The sequence below is a fragment of the Streptosporangium heterodermiicola genome, assembly GCF_051390675.1.
Lineage (GTDB): Bacteria > Actinomycetota > Actinomycetes > Streptosporangiales > Streptosporangiaceae > Streptosporangium.
Map to the genome: position 1 here is coordinate 1 of NZ_JBPJSR010000011.1, position 22315 is coordinate 22315.

A 22315-nucleotide genomic window follows, 5' to 3' on the forward strand; every position below is an offset into this window, starting at 1 on the left:
AGTCCACGCGCTTTCGAAAAAGAGGCGACCCCGAAGTGCCGGGGCCGCCTCTTTTTGTCTTTCCGGGAGCTCGTTGTCTCTCCGGGTTCTCGGCCCGGTTCCCGTCTCTCCGGTCCCCGGTCCTGCGCGGTGGCCCGTACGAGACCCCGGGCTTGCGCGGTGGTTCGTTTCGTACGCGGCCCCGGGGCTAGCCGAGCTGTGCGGGCAGCGGCCTGGAGTGCAGGACGGTCAGGGAGGTGACCGCGCGGGTCAGCACCACGTAGAGGCGGGCCAGGCCGCGTGGTTCCGCGTCGACGATGTCGGCGGGTTCGGCCACGATCACGTGGTCGTACTCCAGGCCCTTGGCCAGGGACGCCGGGATGACCAGGAGGCGATGGTCCTCGACCGTGTCGGGGCTCAGCACCCGGTGCTCCAGGTGCGCCAGTGCCTTGGACACGGCGCCCACCGAGGCGTCGGGGACGATGACGCCGATCGACCCCTCGCGGGCGAGCGCCTCCTCGGCGGCGCGGGCCAGCGACGCGGCCAGGTCGGGTGCCGGGCGCACCGACAGGGAGCCCGCGCCGGGCCGCAGCGACCGGGGCGCGGCGAGGTCGGGGGCGACGGAGGGCAGCAGCCTGGCCGCGTAGTCGAGGACCTCCCGGGGCACCCGGAAGCCGAGGGTGAGCTCGGTGACCGCGCCGTCCTCGAAGCCGAGATGGGTGAGGACCTCCGTCCAGGAGCGGGCGGACCAGGGCGTGGTGCCCTGCGCGAGGTCGCCCAGCACGGTGGCCGAGCCGGTGCGGCAGCGCCGCCCCAGGGCCCGCAGCTGCATGGCCGACAGGTCCTGGGCCTCGTCCACGACGAGGTGGCCCAGCGGGACGGTCCGTTCGATCATGTCGGCCAGCTCGTCCATCAGCGCGCCGTCGGCCGCCGACCACCTGGCCGAGCGGAAGGACTTGGAGGGCTTCGCCCACAGCAGCAGCGACCGCTCCTCGGCCGTGAGGTCGTCCTTCGCGGCGGCGGCGAGGAAGGCGGGGTCGCTGAACAGCCGGTGGAGCACCTGCTGCGGGGTCAGCTTGGGCCAGACCAGGTCCACGAGCTGTTTGACCGGCTTGGACCTGGCCACCGCGTCCTGCACCCGGTCGTCGGGCGACTCGCCGCGCTGCTCCATCCGGACGAGCACCAGGTGGGCGAGGCGCTGGGCGAGCGTGGCGCGCCCCGGGCCGTAGCGGGTGGTGCCGCGCAGCGCGGCGACGATCTCGCGGACCTCGTGGTCGGCGACCCGGTAGCGGTTGATCCCCTTGGTGAACAGCACGCCCTCGGTGGGCTTGACGACGTGCATCCACAGGGCGCGCCCGAGTACGGGGACGATCCTCGCGTCACCCTTGATCGTGCTGGTGGCGGGGTCCTCGGGGGCGGAGTGGCCGCCGAGGATCCCGGCGGCCGTGGTCTGGTCGACCTTGACCTCGCCCAGGGCGGGGAGCACGGAGGAGATGTAGGAGAGGAACGCCCGGTTCGGGCCGACGATCATCACGCCCGAGCGGGCGAGCCGCTCGCGGTGGGTGAAGAGCAGGTAGGCGGCCCGGTGCAGGCCGACGGCGGTCTTCCCGGTGCCGGGGGCGCCCTGGACGCACACGGTCTGCCCCAGGTCCGAGCGGACGATCTCGTCCTGGTCGGGCTGGATCGTCGCGACGATGTCGCGCATCGGCCCCGAGCGCGGGCGCTCGATCTCCTCGGTGAGGATCCTGCTCTGGGCGAGGGCGGCGCCGCCCTGGTCGAGGCGCTCGTCCTCGTAGGCGGTCAGGTCGCCGCCCCGGTAGCCGAACCTGCGGCGCAGGGCGACGCGCATCGGGTCGGACGGGCTGGCCTGGTAGAAGGCCCGCGAGACCGGGGCCCGCCAGTCGATGACCAGGGGACGGCTGCTGTCGTCGTGGACGTGCCTGCGCCCGACGTAGACCGTACCGGGGAGGTCGTCTCCCCTCTGGCGGTCGAGGCGGCCGAAGAACAGGGGCGTGCCGGAGTGGTCGGCGAGCGCCTCGACGCGCTGGTCCAGCAGCGCCTGCAGGATCTGCTGGGAGACCCAGTCTCCGGCGGCGTCGGAGGAGAGGGAGCGGGCGTGCTCGCGCATCGCGCGGAGCGCCGCCCTGGAGACGGCCAGATGCTCGCGCTCGGCGGCGAGGATCCGGGCGGGGTCGTCGGTTATGTCGGGGGCCAATTGATGTGCGGGCACGCTGAAGCGCCTCCCATTCGATAAACGGAGGTGGTGGTCATCGGGCAGCGAATCGACCAGCTTAGCGGCGACCATCCGGCGTCTCAAAAGGATTAACGCCGGACTGGGAGGCGGCGGTCGCGGGTATCCCCGTGGTCGTGCGGATGTCCCCTGTCATACCGGTCGTCGCCGGCCTTCTCCTGGCCGCGCTCTGGGGGTTTTCCGCGTTCGCGGGGTGGGGGGTCGAGGCCTTCTGCTCCGACCCCGGCTGCGTGGCCAGGCTGGACGGGGTGGTGCGGCTGTCGTCCCTGTTCGCGGTGGTCGCGGCCTGCTGCATGGCGGCCGCCCTGCCGGCTCCGCGCGGCGCCCGGAGGCGTTTCACCGCTCTCATGACCGCGGCGGTGGTCGCCTGGGTGGTCGCGGGGGGCGTTCTCTTCGCGGGCGGCCTGATCGTCCGGTAGTCGTCCCGATCGGATTGCGCGATCGTCTCGTGCGGCCGTCACCCTGATCTTTTGGCGGCCGCTCCACTCGTTCGGTAGTCGATCTGCCACCCTGCGTCATTCTCCACGGAAATAGCGAAAAAGCGCGGCAAACATGGTGACTCCCGCAGATCATGGGGGTATGTCGCCAGTGGCCGCCAGGCCTAGCGAGGGGGTGGTTTGTTTGTCGAAAGCCCGCGGGATTTCGTGGACCTGACACAAATTGACGACGTGTTCGCCATGTGAGGTCATTCTCCGGCGAGCACGTCGTCCGCGTCGATGATCTGGTACGCGTACCCCTGCTCGGCCAGGAACCGCTGCCGGTGCGCCGCGAAATCCTGGTCGACCGTGTCGCGGCTGACCACCGAGTAGAAGCGGGCCCCGCCACCGTCGGCCTTCGGCCGCAGCACCCGTCCCAGCCGCTGTGCCTCCTCCTGCCGGGACCCGAAGGTGCCCGACACCTGGATGGCCACCGCCGCCTCCGGCAGGTCGATGGAGAAGTTGGCGACCTTGGAGACGACCAGGACCTGGATCTCCCTGTCGCGGAACGCCTGGAAGAGCCGCTCCCGCTCCTTGACCTTCGTCTCTCCCTTGATCACCGGTGCGTTCAGGTGCTCGCCGAGCTCGTCGAGCTGGTCGATGTACTGCCCGATGACCAGCACCTGCTCGTCCAGGTGACGGCGGACCAGCGCCTCGGTCACCCGCGTCTTGGACGGTGTGGTCGCGCAGAACCGGTAGCGCTCCTCGGACTCGGCCATCGCGTAGGCGAGCCGCTCCTCGTCGGTCAGCGTCACCCGCACCTCGACGCAGTCGGCCGGGGCGATCCAGCCCTGGTTCTCCATCTCCTTCCACGGCGCGTCGTACCGCTTGGGGCCGATCAGGGAGAACACGTCGCCCTCCCTGCCGTCCTCGCGCACGAGCGTCGCGGTGAGGCCCACCCGCCGCCTGGCCTGCAGGTCGGCGGTCATCCGGAAGATTGGCGCGGGCAGCAGGTGCACCTCGTCGTAGACGACCAGGCCCCAGTCGCGGGCGTCGAACAGCTCCAGGTGCCGGTAGACGCCCTGCCTGCGGGTCGTCATCACCTGGTACGTGGCGATGGTGACGGGCCGGATCTCCTTCTTCGTGCCGGTGTACTCGCCGATCTCGTCCTCGGTCAGCGAGGTCCGCTTGAGCAGCTCCTGCTTCCACTGGTGCGCGGAGACCGTGTTGGTCACCAGGATCAGCGTCGTCGCCTTGGCCTGCGCCATCGCCGCCGCGCCCACGATCGTCTTGCCCGCCCCGCAGGGGAGCACGACCACCCCGGAGCCGCCGTGCCAGAACGCCTCGGCGGCCTCCCGCTGGTAGGTGCGCAGCTCCCAGCCGTCCTCGGTGAGCGCGATCGGGTGGTGCTCGCCGTCGACGTACCCGGCCAGGTCCTCGGCGGGCCAGCCCAGCTTGAGCAGGTGCTGCTTGATGTTGCCGCGCTCGCTCGGGTGCACCACCACGCCGTCGTCGCCCAGGCGCTCGCCCAGCAGCGGCTGGATCTTCTTGGCGCGCAGGACCTCCTCCAGCACGGCCTTGTCGGTGCTGGTCAGGGCGAGCCCGTGGACGGGGTGCTTCTCCAGGCGGAGCCTGCCGTAGCGCGACATCGTCTCGGCGACGTCGACCAGCAGCGCGTGCGGCACGGGGTAGCGGCTGTGGGCGATCAGCGCGTCGATCACCTGCTCGGCGTCGTGCCCGGCGGCCCGCGCGTTCCACAGCGCCAGAGGGGTGATCCGGTAGGTGTGCACGTGCTCGGGGGCGCGCTCCAGCTCCGCGAACGGGGCGATCGCCTTGCGGCACTCTCCAGCCCTCTCGTGATCGACCTCAAGGAGCAGGGTCTTGTCCGATTGGACGATCAATGGTCCGTCAGTCACAGACTTCTCCCTCGGTCACCGCGGGTCACGGTAGGTAGGTCACCGCAGGTTACGGCGGATCGGCTCATGGTCGCACCCGTGGACGCCCGCGGGGTCGTCCCGCGCTGCCCGTGCGACGGTTCCCTGTATGCAACAGACGGGAGCGTCCGGGCAGTCCCGTCCGCCCCACCCGATCCTCCCGCACCCGTCCGTCCCCTGCCCGCTCGCGGGGCGCCCAGTCCTCGCGTGCCCGCTCGTCGGGGGTCCGGACGTACGGTCCTCGCGTGGCCGGTGTCGCGCGTACGGTTCCGGGGAGCGGTCCACGGCATGGTCAGGGGCCGAAGGCGCCGTTGAGTCCGGCGACGATGAAGAAGGTCACGCCCAGGACGAGCAGCGCGATGTTGGCGCCGACGCTGATCCAGGTCCACTTGAGCAGGTTTCTCGCGCCTCGCGGATCGGTGTCGACCCTGCCCAGCGCGAGGCCCGACAGGATGGTGCCGACGAGGCCGCCGAGGCTCACGAAGCAGCTCAGCGCCAGCACGAGGCTGATGACCAGGGCGACGATCGCGTGCGTCCTGACACCGTCGACCTCGCGGGACGACGGCGCCCCGTAGCCCTGCTGCCCGTACCCCTGCCCGTAGGAGGAGGGCTGCTCGCCGTAGCCCTGTCCGTAGCCCTGGCCGTACCCCTGGCCGTAGGACTGGTCGAGATGGCCGGGGTTCTGGCCGTAGCCCTTGGTCTGGCCGTATTCGGGCTGACCGTATTCGGGCTGGCCGTACTCCGGCTGGTAACCCTGCTGGGGCTGCTCGTAGCCGTACGGCTGCCGGTCGTGACCCGGGGCCTGGCCCGGCCCTGTGGTGTAGGGGCTCTTCCAGTCGTCCGGGTTGGTGCTGGGGCCTTCGGAGTGACCGCTGCTCACTGGGGATCTCTCGCTTCTGTGGAGCTCAGAACGTCAACTGTTATCACGATATGGGTCGTGAGCCGGGTGTCAGGGGCGAATGGATTCGGTCGCATCCCGGCGGCCGGCGCCCGGAGGAGACCAGGAGGAGGACCCTCGCGCCTTGGCGAGCGCCCCGTCGAACGACGCTGGACGGACACTGGACGATGCTGGACGACGTCGAACGATGTGGCGGACGGCGCGCCGTCGCCGGACCGTCGGCCGAGCTCATGGCGGGCTCGTTCCTGGATCGAGACTACCTCGTGCTCCCGCCCGGCACACCGGGGCTGACGGGCTTCCCGCTCTCATGCGGAATCGGTAAGGGGCATCTCACACGATGTCGGCTATGCCGGTGATGCGGTGCAGGGCGAAGCGGTGCACCGCCGCCCGCGTCTCGTCGTAGGCGGTGAGATAGCCGCCCTCCATCCGGGCGGGTTCGAGGATCCGGCTGGTGGCGTTGCCCTGGGAGTCGAGGTAGCCGATCCAGACCTGCGATCCCTGCCGGATGGCCTCGCGAAGGGCGGTGATCGTGGCGGTGGCGGGGGAGCGCGGCACCTGGCCGCCGGGCGCGGCCACCGGCGCGCGGCGCGCCTGGTACGCGGCGTCACCCGCGCGCACGGCGCGCACGGCGGCCGCCACCACGTCGGCCTCGTGGCCGCCGAACGTGACCGGGGAACGGCCCGCCGAGGTGCCCTCGGTCCGGCGGACGTCGAGCTGGGTGATGATCACGTCACCGTCGAGCGACTCGGCCGCCGGGGCGTAGCCCATCGCGCGCAGCGAGTCGACCAGCGACGGCCGGGAGGACTTGGAGGCGATCACCGTGGGGGCGAGCCGCCGCAGCCGCAGCGGGATCGACCGCCTGTCGGCCATCACCTCGTCGAGCAGGGAGGGGTCGTCGCACCGCACGTACGCGCTCGCCGTGCCGACGCGCATCCGGCCGTGACGCCTGGCCACGTCGGTGACCAGGTAACTGAGCGGCTGCGGCACGGGCGTGGTCGAGTGGCGCTCCAGCATGGCCAGCAGCTCGTCGGCGCCCTGCCCGGCGTCCAGGGCCCGCCGGATCGACCGCTCGTCGAAGCGGTAGACCGTCGCGCCGCCGGTCGACTCCACCTCCGCCGCGACCGCGAGCCACCGCCTCAGGTCGCCGGTGAGCGGCCCGGGGGCGACCGCGGTCAGGTCGGCCTGGAGGAGCACGTGGTCGAGCGGCTCGGGCAGCAGCGGGAGCAGCAGGTGGGCGGCGGACACCGGACGGCCGCCGCCACCCGGACCACCCTGGCCACCCGGACCACCCTGGCCACCCGGACCACCCGGGGCCGCGGAGTCGGGGAGCAGGGCGCGACCGTGGGCCGCGAGCGCCCCGAGCCCGGTGACGCCGATCTGCTCGGCCTCGCGCAACGTGAACTCCACCAGCTGGTCGCGGTGGCCTCCGCGACGCCGGGGCTGCTCCCAGGCCAGGCGCTCGCGTACCGCGTCGGAGGTCGGCGCCACCCCCGGCGTCGAGGCGAGCATGCCCAGGGTCGTGGCGCGGACCTCGGCGGCGGCCGGGCGGCGCAGGTCGGGATGGAGCGCGTTGAGCAGACGGTCGCGCTCGTCGCGCTCGCCGATGACCCCCGGCACCCGGTCCATGGTGAGCCAGGCCGTGGCCAGCATCACCCAGCGGTCCTCCGTGGACTTCACCCGCCAGCCGTCGTAGACGGGGGTGGGCAGCCAGTCGCCGTCGACGGTGCCGCTGGCCGCGATCAGCCCCGTCGCGTACGACACCTCGATGATCAGACCTGTCACCCACTCGGGCAGGTCGAGCAGGCCCGCGGTCCGCTTGAGGTCGCGCACGGCCAGGCCGCCGCTGCGGAGCACGCCGGGCGGGTCGACGCTCCAGCGCTCGCACAGCTCCTCCACCGAGCGGGTGAACGTGAACGCCTGCCCGGCGGCCGTCCGGTCGGCGAGCCGCCGGTCGCGCTCGGTGCCCTCGGTCGCGGGCGGGAGGGGTGACAGGTCACGATGAATTCGGCCGCCGCGCAGGAACAGGGCGACCTCGCGGGGCAGCACCACGGTCTCCTCGCCGGTGGCGGCGAGCAGGGCGCGGGAGAGGAGCTGCTCGATCGGCGACTGCGCGGTGGCGGCCCGCACCTCACGGCGGGCGTTGGGCACCCGGCCGCTGGCCGGGCCCCAGACCAGCTCGTTCAGCGCGGACCGCGCCTGCGGCGAGACCTCCTCGACCAGCCGTCCGACGATTTCCCCGTCGGCGAGCAGCGCGGCGAGGGTTTCCTTGGTGGCGCTCCCGGTGTCGCCGGTGCTCCCGGTGTCGCCCGTGACGTCCTGGACCAGCTCGGCCAGCCGCTCGGCGGGGTGGTGCCTGAACGCCTCCACGGCGGGCGGGCCGAGCCCCGCGGGAGCGTCGAGCACCTCCCGCACCCCGGGCGCCGGGGCGAGGGCGCGGTCGGGCCCGTAGATCAGGGCCATGGTGCGCAGCCGCTCGACGGTCTCCTTGAGGGCGCTCTGGAACTCCGGATCGGCCGGTCCGGGAAGGGCTCGGGCCATCTGGGCACGCAGCGACCGGTAGGCGGCCGGGCCGGGCAGCACGGCCAGCGTCTCCACGACCGCGAGCGTGAACCGGTCGAGCCGGTCGAGTGCCCTGCCCACCGCCGACGGGCTGCTCGCCCGCCCGGCCAGTCCTTCCAGATGAGCGGGCACGGGGGTGATGAGCTCGGGTCGCACGGAGACGAGGGCCCGCAACCGGTCGTCGCTCCGGCCGCGCAGCCACTCGGTGAACTCCGTGCTCATTCCGCCAATGGTAGGAGGCTTGACCGACATCGCGCGGCCTGGGGGAATTCCGGGATCCCGCGAAGAGGGCCGATCGATCACGTGATGGACGGCGAATGGGGGAAGAAGCTCACGAGCGAGACGATGTCGAGAGAGGATGGCCAGTGTGATCGAGCGTGCGGACCAGCTCGTCCTGGACTACGTCAGCAAGGCCGCCGACGCGGCCCACGGCGTGCTGCCGCCGAGACAGCGGATCGACTTCGTCGCGGTGCTGCGCAGGCGGATCGACGCCGAGCGGGCCGGGGTGGACGACCCCGCCGCCGTGGCGAGGGTCCTGGCCCGGTTCGGCGACCCGGCGGCGCTGGTCCACCGTGAGGTACGCCGCCTGGGGAGGGAGACGCCCTCCCGGTCTTCCGACCGGTCTTCGGACCAGTCTTCCGAGCGGTCTCCGGACCGGTTTCTGGAGAACCCGCCGGGGCGCTCCGGGCCACGGGTTGCCGAGGAGGGTTCTCGGGGGTCCCGGAGTTCCGGGGGCTCGCGTGAGGGCTCCGGTACGGTTCCCAGGCCCCGGGAGGATCCCGCCAGGGACTCCGCGGGGGCTTCCGGTGACGTCGGCCGTCCCGGTGATGTCGGCCTCCCTGTTGACGCTGACCGTCTTGGTGACGCCGACCGTTTTGGTAATGCCGATCATCTTGATGACGCTGGCCGTCCTGGTGACGCCGACCGCTCCGGCCGCGCCGCGGACCTCACCGGCACCTCGGCCGTCCATCCGGTGGCCGCCATGCCTCTCGCCGCTCCGACTCCGGAAGATCCCGCCCCCGAGGACCGTGACGCCCCTCGGGGAGGTCCCGTTCCCGAGGACCGTGAGCCCACTTCCATGAGGCCTGTCCCTTCCATGGGGCCTGTCTCGGAGGAGCCCGCTCCCAGGCCGCGGGGGGCGGTTTCCGACCCGGACAGCCCCGGCCGCGCATCGGACGGTCCACCGTCTCCGGCCACGCCCTCATCCACGCCTTCGCCCCCTTCCTCGTCTTCGTCCTCGTCCACGCCGGGGGATCCCGGTCTCCCGCCTTCCCGTCGTCCCGCTCGGGGGCATCCGTACGCCTCGACGGGCGCTCGTCCGGACGCGGGCGAACCCGCGCGGGGCCGTCCCACCCCGGGCCGTCCTGAATCGGAGCACCCGGAGTCGGATGCCCCCGGGGCCTCGGCCTCGCGCGGGTCCAGGTGGGTGGAGCGGATCTTCCCGACCCGCTCGCGGCCGTCATCGGCCGCTCCGGGAGAGGACGAGCCCGACGTTCCAGTCGGTAGCCGCCCGGAAAACCAGGGGAGCCCAGAAAACCAGGGGAGGCCGGGACGCCCGGGGAGCGGGGAAGACGCCGCGGACGAGTGGGAGGACGCGGTGGAGAGCGATCCGCCGACCGAGGAGATCCCTCCCGTACAGGACCCCCTCCCGTCGCCGCTGGTACGGCAGGAGACACCGGAGCAGCAGCGGGAACCGCGACAACCGCAGGAACCACGGGATCCGCAGGAACCGGAGGGGAAGCGCGAGGAGGAGCCGAGGGAGGATCGGCCGGAGGCGCCGCGCGGGAAGCCGGAAGACGCCGAGGGCCGCCCGGTGCTTCCGCCCGGCGTGGCCAGGGGGATGCGGGAGGCCGAGGAGCGGCTGGCCAAGAGGCGGGCACGTAACCGGCCCGACTGGCTGCGCCGGAGACGCCCGGCCAGGTCTAGGGAGGACGTCGTCCCCGGCACCCAGGACGCCCGGACGATCCTGCTGGGCCACCGGCGCGAGACGATCGGCATGGCCCTGCTCGCCCTGGCCGGTCTGCTGATCCCCTTCCCGCTCGCCCCGATCGCGATCTTCAGGATCCCGGTGCTGATCTGGGCCGTCGCGGTGCTCGTCGTGATCGCCTGCGAGAACTGGCACACCTCCGACAAGGCGCTCGGGCTGGCCGCGCCGATCGTGAGCTACTCCCTCGGCGGCGGACTGGTCGCCCTCGTCAGGGCCAGGAACGACCTCGGCACGGTGGTGGACGAGTTCTTCACCATCAGCGGGCTCATGTTCATGCTCGGTACGGCGTGGGCCGTCTTCTGGCTGGCCTACCGCCTGCTCAACCCCCCGGTTCCCGTGGGAAGGGGAGTCCGCCGGCCCGGGTGACGCCGGTGGAGTCTCCTTCCGGTCCTCGATCGGCCGCCGAGTGCGTCAGCCGAGGGCCTGGACCGCGGGGCGGGGCAGCAGGCCGAGGGCGAGGTGCACCCAGGAGGCGACGAAGCGGTCGCGCTCCACGCGGCCGGGGGGCTCGCCCACGGTCTCCTCGAACAGCTGGTAGTTGATCACCGCTCCGCCGAGCACGGCACCGATGGCGGGCCAGTCGGCGGCGGCTTCGGCGTACTCGGGCTGGGTGCGGAACCACATGGTGATCGCGTCGAACATGGGCTGCAGCAGACCCTCGCGCACGGTCGCGACCAGTTCGGGGAACTGGCTCAGGTCGCGGAAGAAGACGCGGGTCAACTGCCTCTCCTCGCGGACCTTGGCCAGCCCGAGCCCGCACAGCTGGGCCAGCCGTTCCTCGACGTCGGTCGAGGTGTCGACGACGCTGAGTTCGGTCAGGGTCTCGGTGATCTGTGCCCGGGTCCTGGCGGCGTGCTCGTTCATCGCCGCGGCCAGCACCTCGTACTTGGACTTGAAGTGCCGGTAGAGGCCACCGGCGCCAGGGGACAGCCCGGAGGCGGCCTCGATCTCGGCCACCGAGGTCGCCGCGTAGCCCCGTTCGGCGAACAGGCGTAGCGCCTCGTCAATGATCCGCTCGCGCGTCGATCTGGTCATTCTCTGCCGATACCTCCTCCGTGACCTTATCCAGTGCCACCCGAGCCGGGTCGCACCACACCGTGCCGAGCCGATTCCCGCCCGTGGCGAAGGGGCCGAGGTGCTGCTCACGAGGCGACCCACTGCCCGACCCGCGCCCGGTCCACAGTCCGATTTCACCGGCTCGGTCTGCTGTCCGGACTCACCGGCCGCACCGGCCGGTCCGGCCGGCGGCTTATGGACCGGTACGTAGGGCGGTTCGTCGAGGGGAGGGCCGACCCTCAGGACCGAGCACACAAAGACAGGACCAGACTCGCCAGGACAGGACCAGACTCGCCAAGACCGGCCCGGGCTCGCCAAGACCGGCCCGGGCCCGCGAAGACCGGCCCGACAGGTTCCGGAGACAGGATCGACGGCTTCCGGAGACCGGCCGCTCGGAGAAGGGCGGGAGGGGCTGGAGAGGGGCGCCCATCCACCTTCCGGATTAAGGAAATCTTTTCGCGAAGGCTTCCGCATTGGGGGGTCTCACGGACGACGCTTAGGATTAGCCATGTTTAGGGTGATTTGGCATTCTTTGAGGGCTTCTCGGAGAATCCTCTTGTGAAGCCGACAAGGAACTGTGAGTGACCTGATGAACTCCGTGGGATTCGACCTCGATCTGACGCTCGCCGACACGCGCGCGGGCATCGCCGCCGTTTACGACGAGGTGGCGCTGCGGACCGGCGTCTTCATCGACAGCGTCGCCGTGGTGGCCAGGCTGGGACCGCCGCTGGAGTGGGAACTGGCCAACTGGATGCCCGCCGAGGAGGTCCCCGCGGCCGCCGACGTCTACCGGGAGCTGTACCCGTCGATCGCCATCCCGGTCACCACCCTCATGCCCGGCGCGCGAGAGGCCGTCGAGGCCGTACGGCGGGCGGGGGGCCGGGTCGCCGTCGTGACGGGGAAGAACGCCCGTGACGCGGCCAGCACGGTCGAGTTCCTCGGCCTGGAGGTGGACGAGGTAGCCGGGTCGGTCTTCGGGGCGGCCAAGGGTCCGGCCCTCGCGGCGTTCGGCGCCGCCGCATATGTTGGAGATCATGTCGCCGACATCGACGCGGCGCGAGCGGGGGGAGTCGTCAGCGTGGCGGTGGCGACGGGCGTCTATCCGGTGGGAGAACTGCGTGATCACGGAGCCGATGTGATCCTGGGTGATCTGACCGAGTTCGTCGAATGGTTTGACGGGTGGCGAACCCCGGCCGCCCTCGTGTAATTCGAGCTTCAATACACGGTCGCCCTCGGCGCCCGCTGGGCATAACCTACATCCATTCCTTTTCACGACAGTCTGAACGAGGTCACCCCTGTGCCGAGTGGCAAGGTCAAGTGGTACGACGCCGACAAGGGATTCGGCTTCCTCACCCGCGACGACGGCGGTGAGGTCTTCGTGCATTCTTCCGCGCTACCCTCCGGCGTGGATTCCCTCAAGCCGGGCCAGAAGGTCGAATTCGGCGTGGCCGAAGGGCGCCGCGGCCAGCAGGCGCTCTCGGTCCGGGTGATCGACCAGCCCCCCACCCTCGCCAAGACCGCCAAGCCCAAGGGCAAGCGCAAGAAGCCCGACGAGATGGTCGTCATCGTGGAGGACCTGATCAAGCTCCTGGACACGGTCTCCACGTCGTACCAGAGGGGCAAGCAGCCCGAGGCGGCGCACGCGAAGAAGATCGCCGCCGTGCTCCGGGCCGTCGCCGACGACCTGGACGACTGACCCCCGCCGACCGCCCGCCGGTCGGCCCGATCTCCCGTGCGCGCTCCGCGGTCCGATCGGTCGGATCCAGGTTTTCCCGAACGCCGAACGCCCGGAGGGCCGCTCAGCCGTGGGGGTTGGTGAGCGGCCTGGTCCGCTTCTCCGTCGGAGGGTCCCCGTGGTGCACGACCGCGGTGGTCGTCCCGGCGGGCCGCGGCCTGACCCACCCCCCGGGCCCCTCGGGCTCCCCGGGCTCCTCCGGCGTCGCGTCCCGTGAGGGCGTCGCGTCCCGTGAGGGCCGCTCCCCGTTCGTCGAGGGGTGCGGCCCGGACGGGGCGGGGCGCGGGCCCCTGGCGGCCTCGACCCTGGCGTCCACCTCCTGGACCCGCCTGCGGCGGCGTACCAGCAGCCAGCCGAGCGAGCCCGCCAGCACCGCGGCCATCACGGCCAGCCCCGCCGTCCCGTCCGCGAACAGGGAGAGCCAGAGCCCGACCAGGCCGCCCAGCACCCAGGCGATCTGCAGGAAGGCCTCCACCACCCCGAACGTGGACGAGCGCACCTCCTCGCCGATCTCCCGCTGCACGATCGCGTCCAGGGCGAGCTTGCCCAGCCCCTGGGCGAACGCGGCCACCAGCGCGACCGCCACCGCGCTCCACAGCTGGAAGACGACGGCCGCCAGTATCGTGATCGCGGTCGTCATGGCGAGCGTGCCCAGCACGATGACCTGCGGTGAGTGGTTGCGCACCCACGAGGCCACGGCCGTGCCCGCCAGCCCCCCGACCCCGGCGGCCACCGCCAGCACGCCGATGGCGACCATCGGCGGCAGGCCGGGCAGGTTCTTGTCCTGGACGAGGAAGAGCAGGTAGAAGAGCAGGAACCCGGAGTAGAGGCGGATGGTCACGTTGGCGTACATCGCCTCGGCCACCACCGGGCCCACGTTCAGCATCGTGCGCCAGCGGGGCGGCCGCTCCTCCCCCTCGTCGTCGAGCTCCTCCAGGTCGGGGGAGTCGATGTGGCGCGGGAGCCGTACGGCCAGCACGCCCTGGAGCAGGAAGAGCACCGTCGCGCCGCGCAGCACCCACTCGGCGCCCAGCCAGGCGCTGGCGCCCGCGCCGATCGGCACCGCGACGCCCGCCGTGACCAGCGCGAACAGGGCGACCCGCGCGTTCGCCGTGACCAGCGCGATGTCGGCGGGCAGCACGCTCGGCATGATCGCCGCGCGGGAGACGTTGTAGGCCTTCGACAGCACCAGCACGGCCAGCGCCGCCGGGAAGATCGTGAACACGTCGCCGGGGACGATGGCCGCCGCCATCGCGAAGCAGAGCAGCCCGCGGCCGAAGAGGGTCCCGGCCATCACGAAACGCCGTCCGGAGCGGAACCGGTCGAGGACCGGGCCGACGAACGGCGCGACCACCACGAACGGGATCATCGTGATCAGCAGGTAAAGGGCGACCTGGCCGCGTGCCTCGTTCACCGGGAGCTTGAAGAGGGTCCCGGCCAGGGCGGCGGTGACCAGGGCGTCGCCCGCGCTGTGGGCGGCGGTCAGCTCGATCAGCTGGCCCAGCCCGGTGCGGCCCGCGCCCTGCGCGTGGGTCAGCCGCCGCGCGGCCCGGCCCGCCCGCTGGGTGCCGCTCACCGCTCCCCGGCCCGCCCGCGCCGTCGCCCGGCCCGCGCCCTTGCCCGCCCGCGCCGTCACCCGGCTCGTGCCACGGCCCGCTCGCACGGCGGCCCGGCCCGCGGCGGCGGCGGCCCCGCCGACCCGCCGAGAGGCCTCGCCCACCGTCTTCCGCGCCCGTTCCCACCCAGCTGCCACGTATCCAGTCATACCCGAAGGGCGGGTGAGTTGTCCGGTGCGCCAGGTCACTCCGTGCACGATGGGATGTCGCTGGGATGTCCACGGTGCCGTTCGCTCCGGTCATGGGCGAGAATGAACTGTGAGCGCAGTGAGCGAGCGAGCCAGTAAGGACAGCAGCCGTCGTGCTGCGAGGCTGACGGGAGACGACTCGTGAGCCGGACTCGATCCCGTGCCGTGGTCCTTGACCAGGCGTGCGTCGCGGCCGTCGACCTGGCCAGAGCCGCGGTCGAGGAGAACGTGAAGCCCGGTGAGGTGGGCGATCACCTCGGGGTCGAGGGCGAGGGAGACCGCGTCGTCACCCATTACTTCGCCTGTCTCGACCGCGCCTACCGGGGCTGGCGCTGGGCCGTCACGGTCGCCCGGGCCTCCCGGGCGCGCAACGTGACCGTCAGCGAGGTCGTGCTCCTGCCCGGCGCGGGGGCCCTGATGCCGCCGCAGTGGGTGCCGTGGAGCGAGCGGCTCCTGCCCGGCGACCTCGGCGTGGGCGACCTGCTGCCCACCTCCGACGACGACGACAGGCTCGCGCCCGGTTTCACCGAGACCGACGACGACTCCGACCATCAGATGATCTTCGAGTACGGCCTCGGCCGGGCCCGGGTGCTCTCCCCGATCGGCCGCGACCGCGCCGTGCGGCGCTGGCACTCCGGCGAGTCGGGGCCGCACACCCCGCTCGCGCACGCCGCGCCCGCCCAGTGCTCCACCTGCGGCTTCTACTGGCCGCTCGCGGGCGCGCTGCGCACCGGCTTCGGGGTCTGCGCGAACGAGTACGCCCCCGACGACGGCCGGGTGGTCGCCGCCGACCACGGCTGCGGGGCGCACTCCGAGGCGGCCGTGCTGCCGCACCAGGTCGAGCCGACCTCGCCGATCCTCGACGATCTCTCCTACGACACCGCGGAGAACGGCGCGGAGCCGGACCTGGCCGGATCGGTGGACGACACCGCCTCCGAGCCGCTCGGTCACTCCTGACCCGGCGCCGCCGGGCCGTTCCCAACCCGGGGCACCGGGTCCATCCCGCCCCGCCGCCGTCCCGGCGGCACACCCGGCCTTCGCGGCCGGGCGCCGCTCCCGTGGCGTCCCGGCCGTCCTGGCCCTCCCGGCCGTTCCGGCCGGGACGCCCGGTCGTGCGGGGCATCGACCTTTGGAAGCATCGCCTTGACTGACATCTTCGGCACCGAACGACTGCGCTCCGCCGTCCTGGCCGCCTGGACGGCCTCGCCCGCCCGTTTCCGCGAGGACGCCAACGCGGAGGAGGACTTCGCGCTCGGCGGCTACCGTGACCGGCTGATCGTCGAGCTCGCCCAGAACGCCGCCGACGCCGCGCTCCGCGCCGGGGTGGCCGGACGGCTCCGCCTCTCGCTGCGCGAGGGCGTGCTGTCGGCCGCCAACACCGGAGCCCCGGTCGACAGGGCCGGGATCGAGGGGCTGTCCACGCTGCGCGTCTCCGCCAAGCGCGACGACGCCCACGCGGCCGGCCGGTTCGGCGTCGGGTTCGCGGCCGTGGTGTCGGTCTGCGACGAGCCGGTGATCGGCTCGCTCGGTTCCGGGGTCGTCCGCTGGTCCCGCGACCAGACCGCCGCCCTGGTGGCCGCCGAGCCCGAGCTGGCCAAGGAGCTGGCCGAGCGCGGCGGGCACGTCCCGCTGCTGCGCCTGCCCTTCCCCTCGGGCCCGGTCGAGATCCCCGCCGGGTTCGACACGCTCGTACGGCTGCCGCTCCGTGACGAGGCGGCCGAGGAGGCCGTACGGGCGATGCTGCGGGAGACCAGCCCCGCCCTGCTGCTCGGCCTGCCCGCCCTGGAGTCGATCGAGGTCGACGTGGACGGCGAGACGCGGACCGTCACCGCCGAGGGCTGGAAGGTCGTCTCGGCCTCCGGGCGGTTCACCTCCGAGCAGGTGGCCGAGCTCTTCGCCGACCGCCCGACCGAGGAGCGCTCCCGGCCGCACTGGCTGGTCCGCTGGGCCGTACCCGTCACCGGTCCCGGGTCCGCGACCGGTTCCGCTGGTTTCGGGTCCGCCGGGTCCGTTGATTCCGGTTCCGCAGGTTCCGCGGGGGGTGCCCTGGGAGGCTCGGCGAGCGGCGCCTCGGACGGGACCCGAGGTGGTTCGCGGGAGGCGGCGCGGGCCGGTGAGCCCCGGCCGCTGCCCGCCCCGGTACCGCCCGTGGTGCACGCGCCCACGCCGAGCGACGAGCCGCTGGACCTGCCCGCGCTGCTGATCGCCTCGTTCCCGATGGCCACCGACCGGCGGCACGTCGCGCCGGGTCCGCTGGCCGACTTCCTGGTCGAGCGGGCCGCCGACACCTATCTGGAGCTGCTCGCCGGGCTGCCTCGCACGCCCAGGCTCCTCGACCTCGTCCCAGGCATGATGGGCAAGGGTGAGCTCGACGCCCGCATCCGCCGGGCGATCCTGCGCAGGCTCCCCGACGCCCCGCTGCTCCCCGCGCTCTCCCCGCCCGCCGACCCGGCCTCGACGGGCAGGCCGGGCGGTTCAGGTGCCTCGCTCCTGCTCCCCGACCCCTCCGAGGCGGCCGCCGGAGGCGGCACCGCCCCGGCTCCGCTCTCCAACAGCTCCTCGCTCTCCAACAGGTCCTCGCTCTCCGACGGCGAGGAGCCGGTCGTCTCCGGGCGGCAGGCCTCCGTGGTCGCGGCCCCGGCCGAGCTGCTGGAGAGGGTCGCCCCCATGATCCCCGGCCTGCTGCCCGCGGGGTGGCCGTCCCGGCATCCGGCGATCACCGCGCTCGGCGTCAGCCGGGTGCAGCTCTCCGAGATCGTGGACATGCTCTCCGGTGACGCCGTCAAGGACAGGGACCCGGCCTGGTGGCGGTCGCTGTACGAGGTGCTGCCCGCCGACGACCCCGAGGCCCTCGGCGCGCTGCCGGTGCCGCTGGCCGACGGCCGCCTGGTCAGGGGGCCGCGCGGCACGCTGCTGCTCACCGACGGCTCCACGCTGGACCCGGCCGTCCTCGCCCCGCTCGGGCTGCGCGTGGTGCACCCGGACGCGGCCCATCCCCTCCTGCTCAGGCTCGGCGCGGGCGAGGCCACCCCCCGTACGGTCCTGGAGGACCCGCTGACCCGCTCCGCGGTCTCGGAGTCGCTCGACAGCCCCGACTCCGAGCCGGTGGCCCAGGCGGTGCTCGCGCTGGTCGACGCCGCGGGGCTGACCGCGGGCGACGCCCCCTGGCTGTCCGAGCTGGCGCTGCGCGGCGCCGACGGCGAGCTGTACCCGGCGGGCGAGCTGCTCCTCGCCGACGGGTCGCTGGCCGGGCTGCTCGACACGGAGACGCACTTCGGCACGGCCGCGCCCGAGCTGGTGGAGCGGTACGGCCCCCGGGTGCTCGCCGCGGCGGGGGTGCTCGACGGCTTCGCCGTGGTCAACGACTCCGACGTCATGATCGACCCGGACGAGTGCGACCACGACCTGGACCGCGAGGACGAGTGGCTGGAGACCGTCCTCGACCTGCTGCCCGAGATGGACGTGCCGCCGGTCGCCAGGGAGTTCTCCGCCGTACGCGACCTGGAGTACGTCGCCGACTGGCCCGCCGCCCTCGCCCTGCTGTCGCGCCCGCCGCTCCGGTCGGTGCTGCACCCGCTGCGGATCCTCGTGGCGGGGGAGATCGTGGAGGTGCCGTCCTACACCGCGTGGTGGCTCTCCACGCACCCGGTGCTCGCCGGCAGGCGCCCCACGGAGCTGCGGCTCCCCGCGGGCGACCCGCTGCTGTTCGGCCTGTACGGCGACGCCCCTGCCGTCGTCGACGAGGCCGCGCTGGCGATGATCGGCGTACGGAGCACGCTGGCCGACCTGCTCGCCACCCACGGCGGTCCCGACGAGCTGCTCGACCTGCTGGGCGACCCCTCCGCGGAGGTCGACCGCGCCCAGCTCCGCTCCCTGTGGGTGGCCCTCGCCGGGGTCGATCCGGCCCGCGTCGGGCCCCCGCGCGCCGTACGCGCCATCCTCGGTGACGCGATCGTCGCCGTCGACGCGGAGGACGGCCGGGTGCTGTCCGGCGGCACCGATGACGAGGGCGCGGGTGAGCCGGTCGTGGTCGAGGCGCCGGACCTGCTGCCGCTCGTCGCCGGGCGGCCGTTGATCCTGGCCCCGTTCGACCTGGCCGAGGCGCTGTCCGAGCTGCTCGACCTGCCGCTGGCGGGGGAGGAGGCCGCGGGTGAGGTGACGTCCTCGGGCGCGACGCGCGACGTCCCGCCCGCCGTACGGTCGCTGCTGCCGACCGCGCCCGCGACCTACGTGGAGCACGAGAGGCTGCTGGTGGACGGGGTCCCCGCGGCCTGGCGGTTCTTCGAGGGTACGGTGCACGCCTCGGGTGTGGAGGGGCTGGCCCGCGGGCTCGCCTGGGCGTCCGGCCAGTGGGGGGACCGGCTCGCGGTGGCGGCGCTGCTGCGCGATCCGGCGGCGGTGCCGCTGCTGCTCGCCGAGGCCGACCTGGACAGCTGGACCGCCTCGACCTAGACGCTAGACGCTCGCCCGGCCGCGCGTTCCCCGCGCGCGCCGGGCGGGAATCCGGGCGGGAATCCGAAGCCGCGCGGAGGTCCTCGCGGGAGTCACAGGATCGCGGTGGTCGGCTCGATCGGCTCCTCGGGCGGCGGCCGGCGGCGGTTGCGGCGGCGTACGAACCAGAGGCCGAAGAGGCCGCCGCAGATGCCCGACACGCAGGTCCAGATCCACCAGCGATACTCGGGATCCGGCTGGGCGACCAGGAGCACGACCAGGGCGATGGCCCACAGGCCCGTACCCGTGAGGATCGTGAGCGTGTCGTTGGTCTTCAACGGCTGCAGATCCGGGCGTCGTGGCTGGTTCACGCGCTCCAGACTAGGCGACGACGTCTCACTGTTCGCAAAACGGATCACATCAAGACGCGAATCCGTCTCGAAAGCATCACCATCAACAGCCGGGTCTTCCGGGGAGAGAATCCCGCTGTCACTCTGCGTGAGTGAATGATGTTAAAACCCCCCGAATAAGTAAGATTGACCGTTTCTTCTTCATCTCTGATCGTGGCTCGTCCGTGGGCCGGGAGGTGCGCGGCGGGTTCGCCACGTTCTTCACGATGGCCTACATCGTCGTGCTCAACCCCTTGATCATCGCCACCGTCAAGGACGCCGAAGGCCAGTTCATCGGTGACGGGAGCACACCCAACATCCCGCTCGTCGCGGCCGGTACCGCCCTCGTGGCCGGACTGCTCAGCATCCTGATGGGAGTCATCGGCAAGGTTCCCTTCGCGATGGCCGCGGGCCTCGGCCTGAACGCCTTCGTCACCTACGGCATCGCCTCGCAGATGTCCTGGGAGTCGGCGATGGGCCTGGTGTTCCTGGAGGGCGTGATCATCGCGCTCCTGGTGCTGACCGGGTTCCGTACCGCCGTTTTCAACGCCATCCCACCCCAGCTCAAGACGGCGATCAGCGTCGGCATCGGCCTGTTCATCGCCCTGATCGGCTTCGTGGACGCCGGCTTCGTCCGCCGGGTGGCGGCCGGGCCGCCGCTGGAACTCGGCATCGCGGGCTCGCTGACCAGCTGGCCGATCCTCGTCTTCGTGGCCGGTCTGCTGCTGATCGTGCTTCTGGTGGCGCGCCAGACCAAGGGCGCCATCCTGATCGGCATCATCGCCACCACCGTCCTCGCGGTCGTCGTCGAGGCGATCGCCAAGGTCGGCGCCTCGGTGACACCGGGTCAGCCGCCGAACCCCGCGGGCTGGCAGCTCGTCGTCCCCCAGCTGCCCGAGCAGATCTTCGGCTTCAACAACCCGCTGGTGCTGTTCAGGGAGTTCGACCCGCTCGGCGCCTTCGGCTCGGTCTCGGTCATCCTGGCCCTGCTGCTCATCTTCACCCTGCTGATCACCGACTTCTTCGACACCATGGGCACGATCGTGGGCGTCGGCGGCCAGGCCGGGCTGATCAGGGAGGACGGCACCCTGCCCAGGACCCGCGAGATCCTCCTCGTCGACTCGATCGGCGCGGCGGCCGGAGGCGCGGGCTCCGTCTCCTCCAACACGACCTACATCGAGTCGGCGGCGGGTGTCGGTGAGGGGGCCCGCACCGGCCTCGCCAGCGTCGTCACCGGCGTGCTGTTCCTGCTCGCCATCTTCGTCTCGCCGCTCGTCGCCGTCGTCCCCTACGAGGCCGCGGCCCCCGCCCTGGTCGTGGTCGGCTTCCTGATGATGACCGCCATCCGCGAGATCGACTTCACCGACTACGAGATCTCCATCCCGGCGTTCCTCACGATCGTCCTGATGCCGTTCACGTACTCCATCGCGACCGGTATCGGCGCGGGCTTCGTCACCTTCGTGCTGATCAAGGCCGTCAAGGGCAAGGCCCGCGAGGTCCACCCGCTGATGTGGACGGTCGCGGGACTGTTCCTGATCTACTTCGCGCTCGGCCCGATCAAGGCGCTGCTCGGCCTCGTCTGAGCGACGACCCGAAGGCCGTCATGGTGAGAGACGATCACCATGACGGCCTTCTGCGTGTCTCTCGATTCGTTCCGAACCCGCGAGGTTGTCCGGTCACCGTCGTTTGGTATCTCAGGCGCAGGGCGGATCGGTGACGCGGGAAAGATCCAGCACCGTGTAGCGCCCACGGGTGGTCTTCCAGAACAAGGTCGGGCCGTTCGGCGTCGCCGCACCGAACTCGATCTCGTTCCAGGTGGCCTGGGCCTTTGTCTTGTCGGGCGATCCGAGTAACGCGGCCTGCCGGGTGCACCTGTCATACAGCTGGATCGAAGGCCCCAGCCGGCTGCTTCCCCAAGTGACCGCGACAGAGTCATCGCCAAAGACGCCGGGAAGGCCGAAGAGAGCGAGCCTGTCCCGGATCGGAGCCAGGTCCAGAGGGGTTCCCGGAATGGTCGTGCGTCCGGAGCCGTCCGTCCGCTGAACCACGGCTGTCATGACCCCATAGGGCTGAGGGATGACGCGCCCGACGCACCACATCGATCCGCAGCGGAGGTCGTCGATGTTGTCTCCGGGCCGTACTTGGCTTTCGTGGCGGTTCACCATGTTGATGACGCTCTGTCGCTTTTCGTCATATGCCCATGGCCAAGAGGTGACAAGAAGATCCCTTTCCGGAAGAACCCGCTCGGGCTCGCCACCGGTGAGGGGGACTCGCCATATGCCGTCGGAATTCCACCAGACCGCGAGGTCGTTGGTGATCTCGAAACCACGAAGATGATCCTGCCCGTTGGCCGGCAGCCCGGTCACCTTCCGCATCGGGCCGCCGGATCGGGGCATGGCCCACAGCTCCACTTGGCGCTGGCCTTCGTACTGTGAATCCGACTTGTAACCCTTGATCAGCAAGGCCACCTGTGTGGCGCTGACAGCCGTCCGCTGGATTTCGAAGCACCCACCGCATGCCGCCCATTTCGGTGCGGTGGCCAGTACGCGCGGGTGGTCGGTCCGAAGGTCGAGGCTCAGGAACGTCGGACGTCGCTCGCGGGTTGTCAGGAGAACCGCATTCGCGCTGAGCATCGCAACGGGTAGCACCGCCGTGCCGTTCTTGAGCTTGCCGGGCACCGTGATGACTGCTTCCGGCCACACGTCGCTGACCGGAGTGAGCTGCGGCAGCGCGGGAAGTTGTGCGGGCCGTTCGGGCGGTTGGTGTGACGTGCAGGCGGTTCCCGTACAGACAAGCAGTGCCAATGACAGGATGAACCGTCTCATGCCACGCTGAGCCCTCACCTGGTGTCAGACGGATCAAGGTCGATGATGGTT

The 22315-nt window shown here is 71.9% G+C and carries 15 protein-coding genes; 7 read left to right on the forward strand and 8 right to left on the reverse strand.

The window, feature by feature from the left end; translation table 11 throughout:
* Positions 1–187: 187 nt before the first annotated feature.
* Positions 188–2209, reverse strand: a complete 2022-nt coding sequence (locus ACSC1Q_RS23505; RefSeq protein WP_436760859.1) for a HelD family protein — start codon at positions 2207–2209, stop codon at positions 188–190.
* Positions 2210–2352: 143 nt separating this feature from the next.
* Between ACSC1Q_RS23505 and ACSC1Q_RS23510 the strand changes: the two genes are divergently transcribed.
* Positions 2353–2649, forward strand: a complete 297-nt coding sequence (locus ACSC1Q_RS23510) for a hypothetical protein (protein WP_436760860.1) — start codon at positions 2353–2355, stop codon at positions 2647–2649.
* A gap of 266 nt (positions 2650–2915) precedes the next feature.
* Here ACSC1Q_RS23510 and ACSC1Q_RS23515 read toward each other — a convergent pair whose 3' ends face one another.
* The 3 genes from ACSC1Q_RS23515 to ACSC1Q_RS23525 form a co-directional block, all read right to left on the reverse strand.
* Positions 2916–4562, reverse strand: a complete 1647-nt coding sequence (locus tag ACSC1Q_RS23515; RefSeq protein WP_436760861.1) for a DNA repair helicase XPB — start codon at positions 4560–4562, stop codon at positions 2916–2918.
* Between the two features lie 310 nt (positions 4563–4872).
* Positions 4873–5460 (reverse strand): hypothetical protein, encoded by a 588-nt coding sequence (locus ACSC1Q_RS23520; protein WP_436760862.1) that lies wholly within the window; start codon positions 5458–5460, stop codon positions 4873–4875.
* Positions 5461–5808: 348 nt separating this feature from the next.
* Positions 5809–8259: a helicase-associated domain-containing protein gene (locus ACSC1Q_RS23525; RefSeq protein WP_436760863.1), complete on the reverse strand. Its 2451-nt coding sequence runs from the start codon at positions 8257–8259 to the stop codon at positions 5809–5811.
* Positions 8260–9634: 1375 nt separating this feature from the next.
* On the opposite strand from ACSC1Q_RS23525, the gene ACSC1Q_RS23530 reads away from it, so the two are divergent.
* On the forward strand, positions 9635–10390 hold the full coding sequence (locus ACSC1Q_RS23530; protein WP_436760864.1) for a hypothetical protein: 756 nt from the start codon (positions 9635–9637) through the stop codon (positions 10388–10390).
* Between the two features lie 45 nt (positions 10391–10435).
* Here ACSC1Q_RS23530 and ACSC1Q_RS23535 read toward each other — a convergent pair whose 3' ends face one another.
* Complete coding sequence (locus tag ACSC1Q_RS23535; protein WP_436760865.1) at positions 10436–11059, reverse strand: TetR/AcrR family transcriptional regulator; 624 nt, start codon at positions 11057–11059, stop codon at positions 10436–10438.
* A 610-nt stretch (positions 11060–11669) separates the two neighbouring features.
* Here ACSC1Q_RS23535 and ACSC1Q_RS23540 point away from each other — a divergent pair.
* Together ACSC1Q_RS23540 and ACSC1Q_RS23545 are read left to right on the forward strand one after the other, a co-directional pair.
* Positions 11670–12287: an HAD family hydrolase gene (locus ACSC1Q_RS23540; RefSeq protein ID WP_436760866.1), complete on the forward strand. Its 618-nt coding sequence runs from the start codon at positions 11670–11672 to the stop codon at positions 12285–12287.
* Positions 12288–12377: 90 nt separating this feature from the next.
* Positions 12378–12776: a cold-shock protein gene (locus ACSC1Q_RS23545; protein ID WP_344744291.1), complete on the forward strand. Its 399-nt coding sequence runs from the start codon at positions 12378–12380 to the stop codon at positions 12774–12776.
* Between the two features lie 103 nt (positions 12777–12879).
* Here ACSC1Q_RS23545 and ACSC1Q_RS23550 read toward each other — a convergent pair whose 3' ends face one another.
* Positions 12880–14568, reverse strand: a complete 1689-nt coding sequence (locus tag ACSC1Q_RS23550) for an MFS transporter (protein WP_436760867.1) — start codon at positions 14566–14568, stop codon at positions 12880–12882.
* 192 nt (positions 14569–14760) lie between these two features.
* Between ACSC1Q_RS23550 and ACSC1Q_RS23555 the strand changes: the two genes are divergently transcribed.
* Positions 14761–15576, forward strand: coding sequence for a DUF3027 domain-containing protein (locus tag ACSC1Q_RS23555; protein ID WP_350969659.1), 816 nt, complete (start codon positions 14761–14763; stop codon positions 15574–15576).
* Positions 15577–15762: 186 nt separating this feature from the next.
* Positions 15763–19071: a sacsin N-terminal ATP-binding-like domain-containing protein gene (locus ACSC1Q_RS23560; RefSeq protein ID WP_436760868.1), complete on the forward strand. Its 3309-nt coding sequence runs from the start codon at positions 15763–15765 to the stop codon at positions 19069–19071.
* A gap of 92 nt (positions 19072–19163) precedes the next feature.
* On the opposite strand, the gene ACSC1Q_RS23565 is transcribed toward ACSC1Q_RS23560, so the two are convergent.
* On the reverse strand, positions 19164–19421 hold the full coding sequence (locus ACSC1Q_RS23565; protein WP_436760869.1) for a DUF2530 domain-containing protein: 258 nt from the start codon (positions 19419–19421) through the stop codon (positions 19164–19166).
* Between the two features lie 131 nt (positions 19422–19552).
* On the opposite strand from ACSC1Q_RS23565, the gene ACSC1Q_RS23570 reads away from it, so the two are divergent.
* The gene (locus tag ACSC1Q_RS23570; RefSeq protein WP_436760870.1) at positions 19553–21022 is read left to right on the forward strand and encodes an NCS2 family permease; all 1470 of its coding nucleotides are present in this window, start codon (positions 19553–19555) and stop codon (positions 21020–21022) included.
* Between the two features lie 111 nt (positions 21023–21133).
* Here the strand turns inward: ACSC1Q_RS23570 and ACSC1Q_RS23575 are convergent, their stop codons facing one another.
* A complete protein-coding gene (locus ACSC1Q_RS23575) occupies positions 21134–22264 on the reverse strand; it encodes a hypothetical protein (RefSeq protein WP_436760871.1) in 1131 nt (376 codons plus the stop codon).
* Positions 22265–22315: the final 51 nt, after the last annotated feature.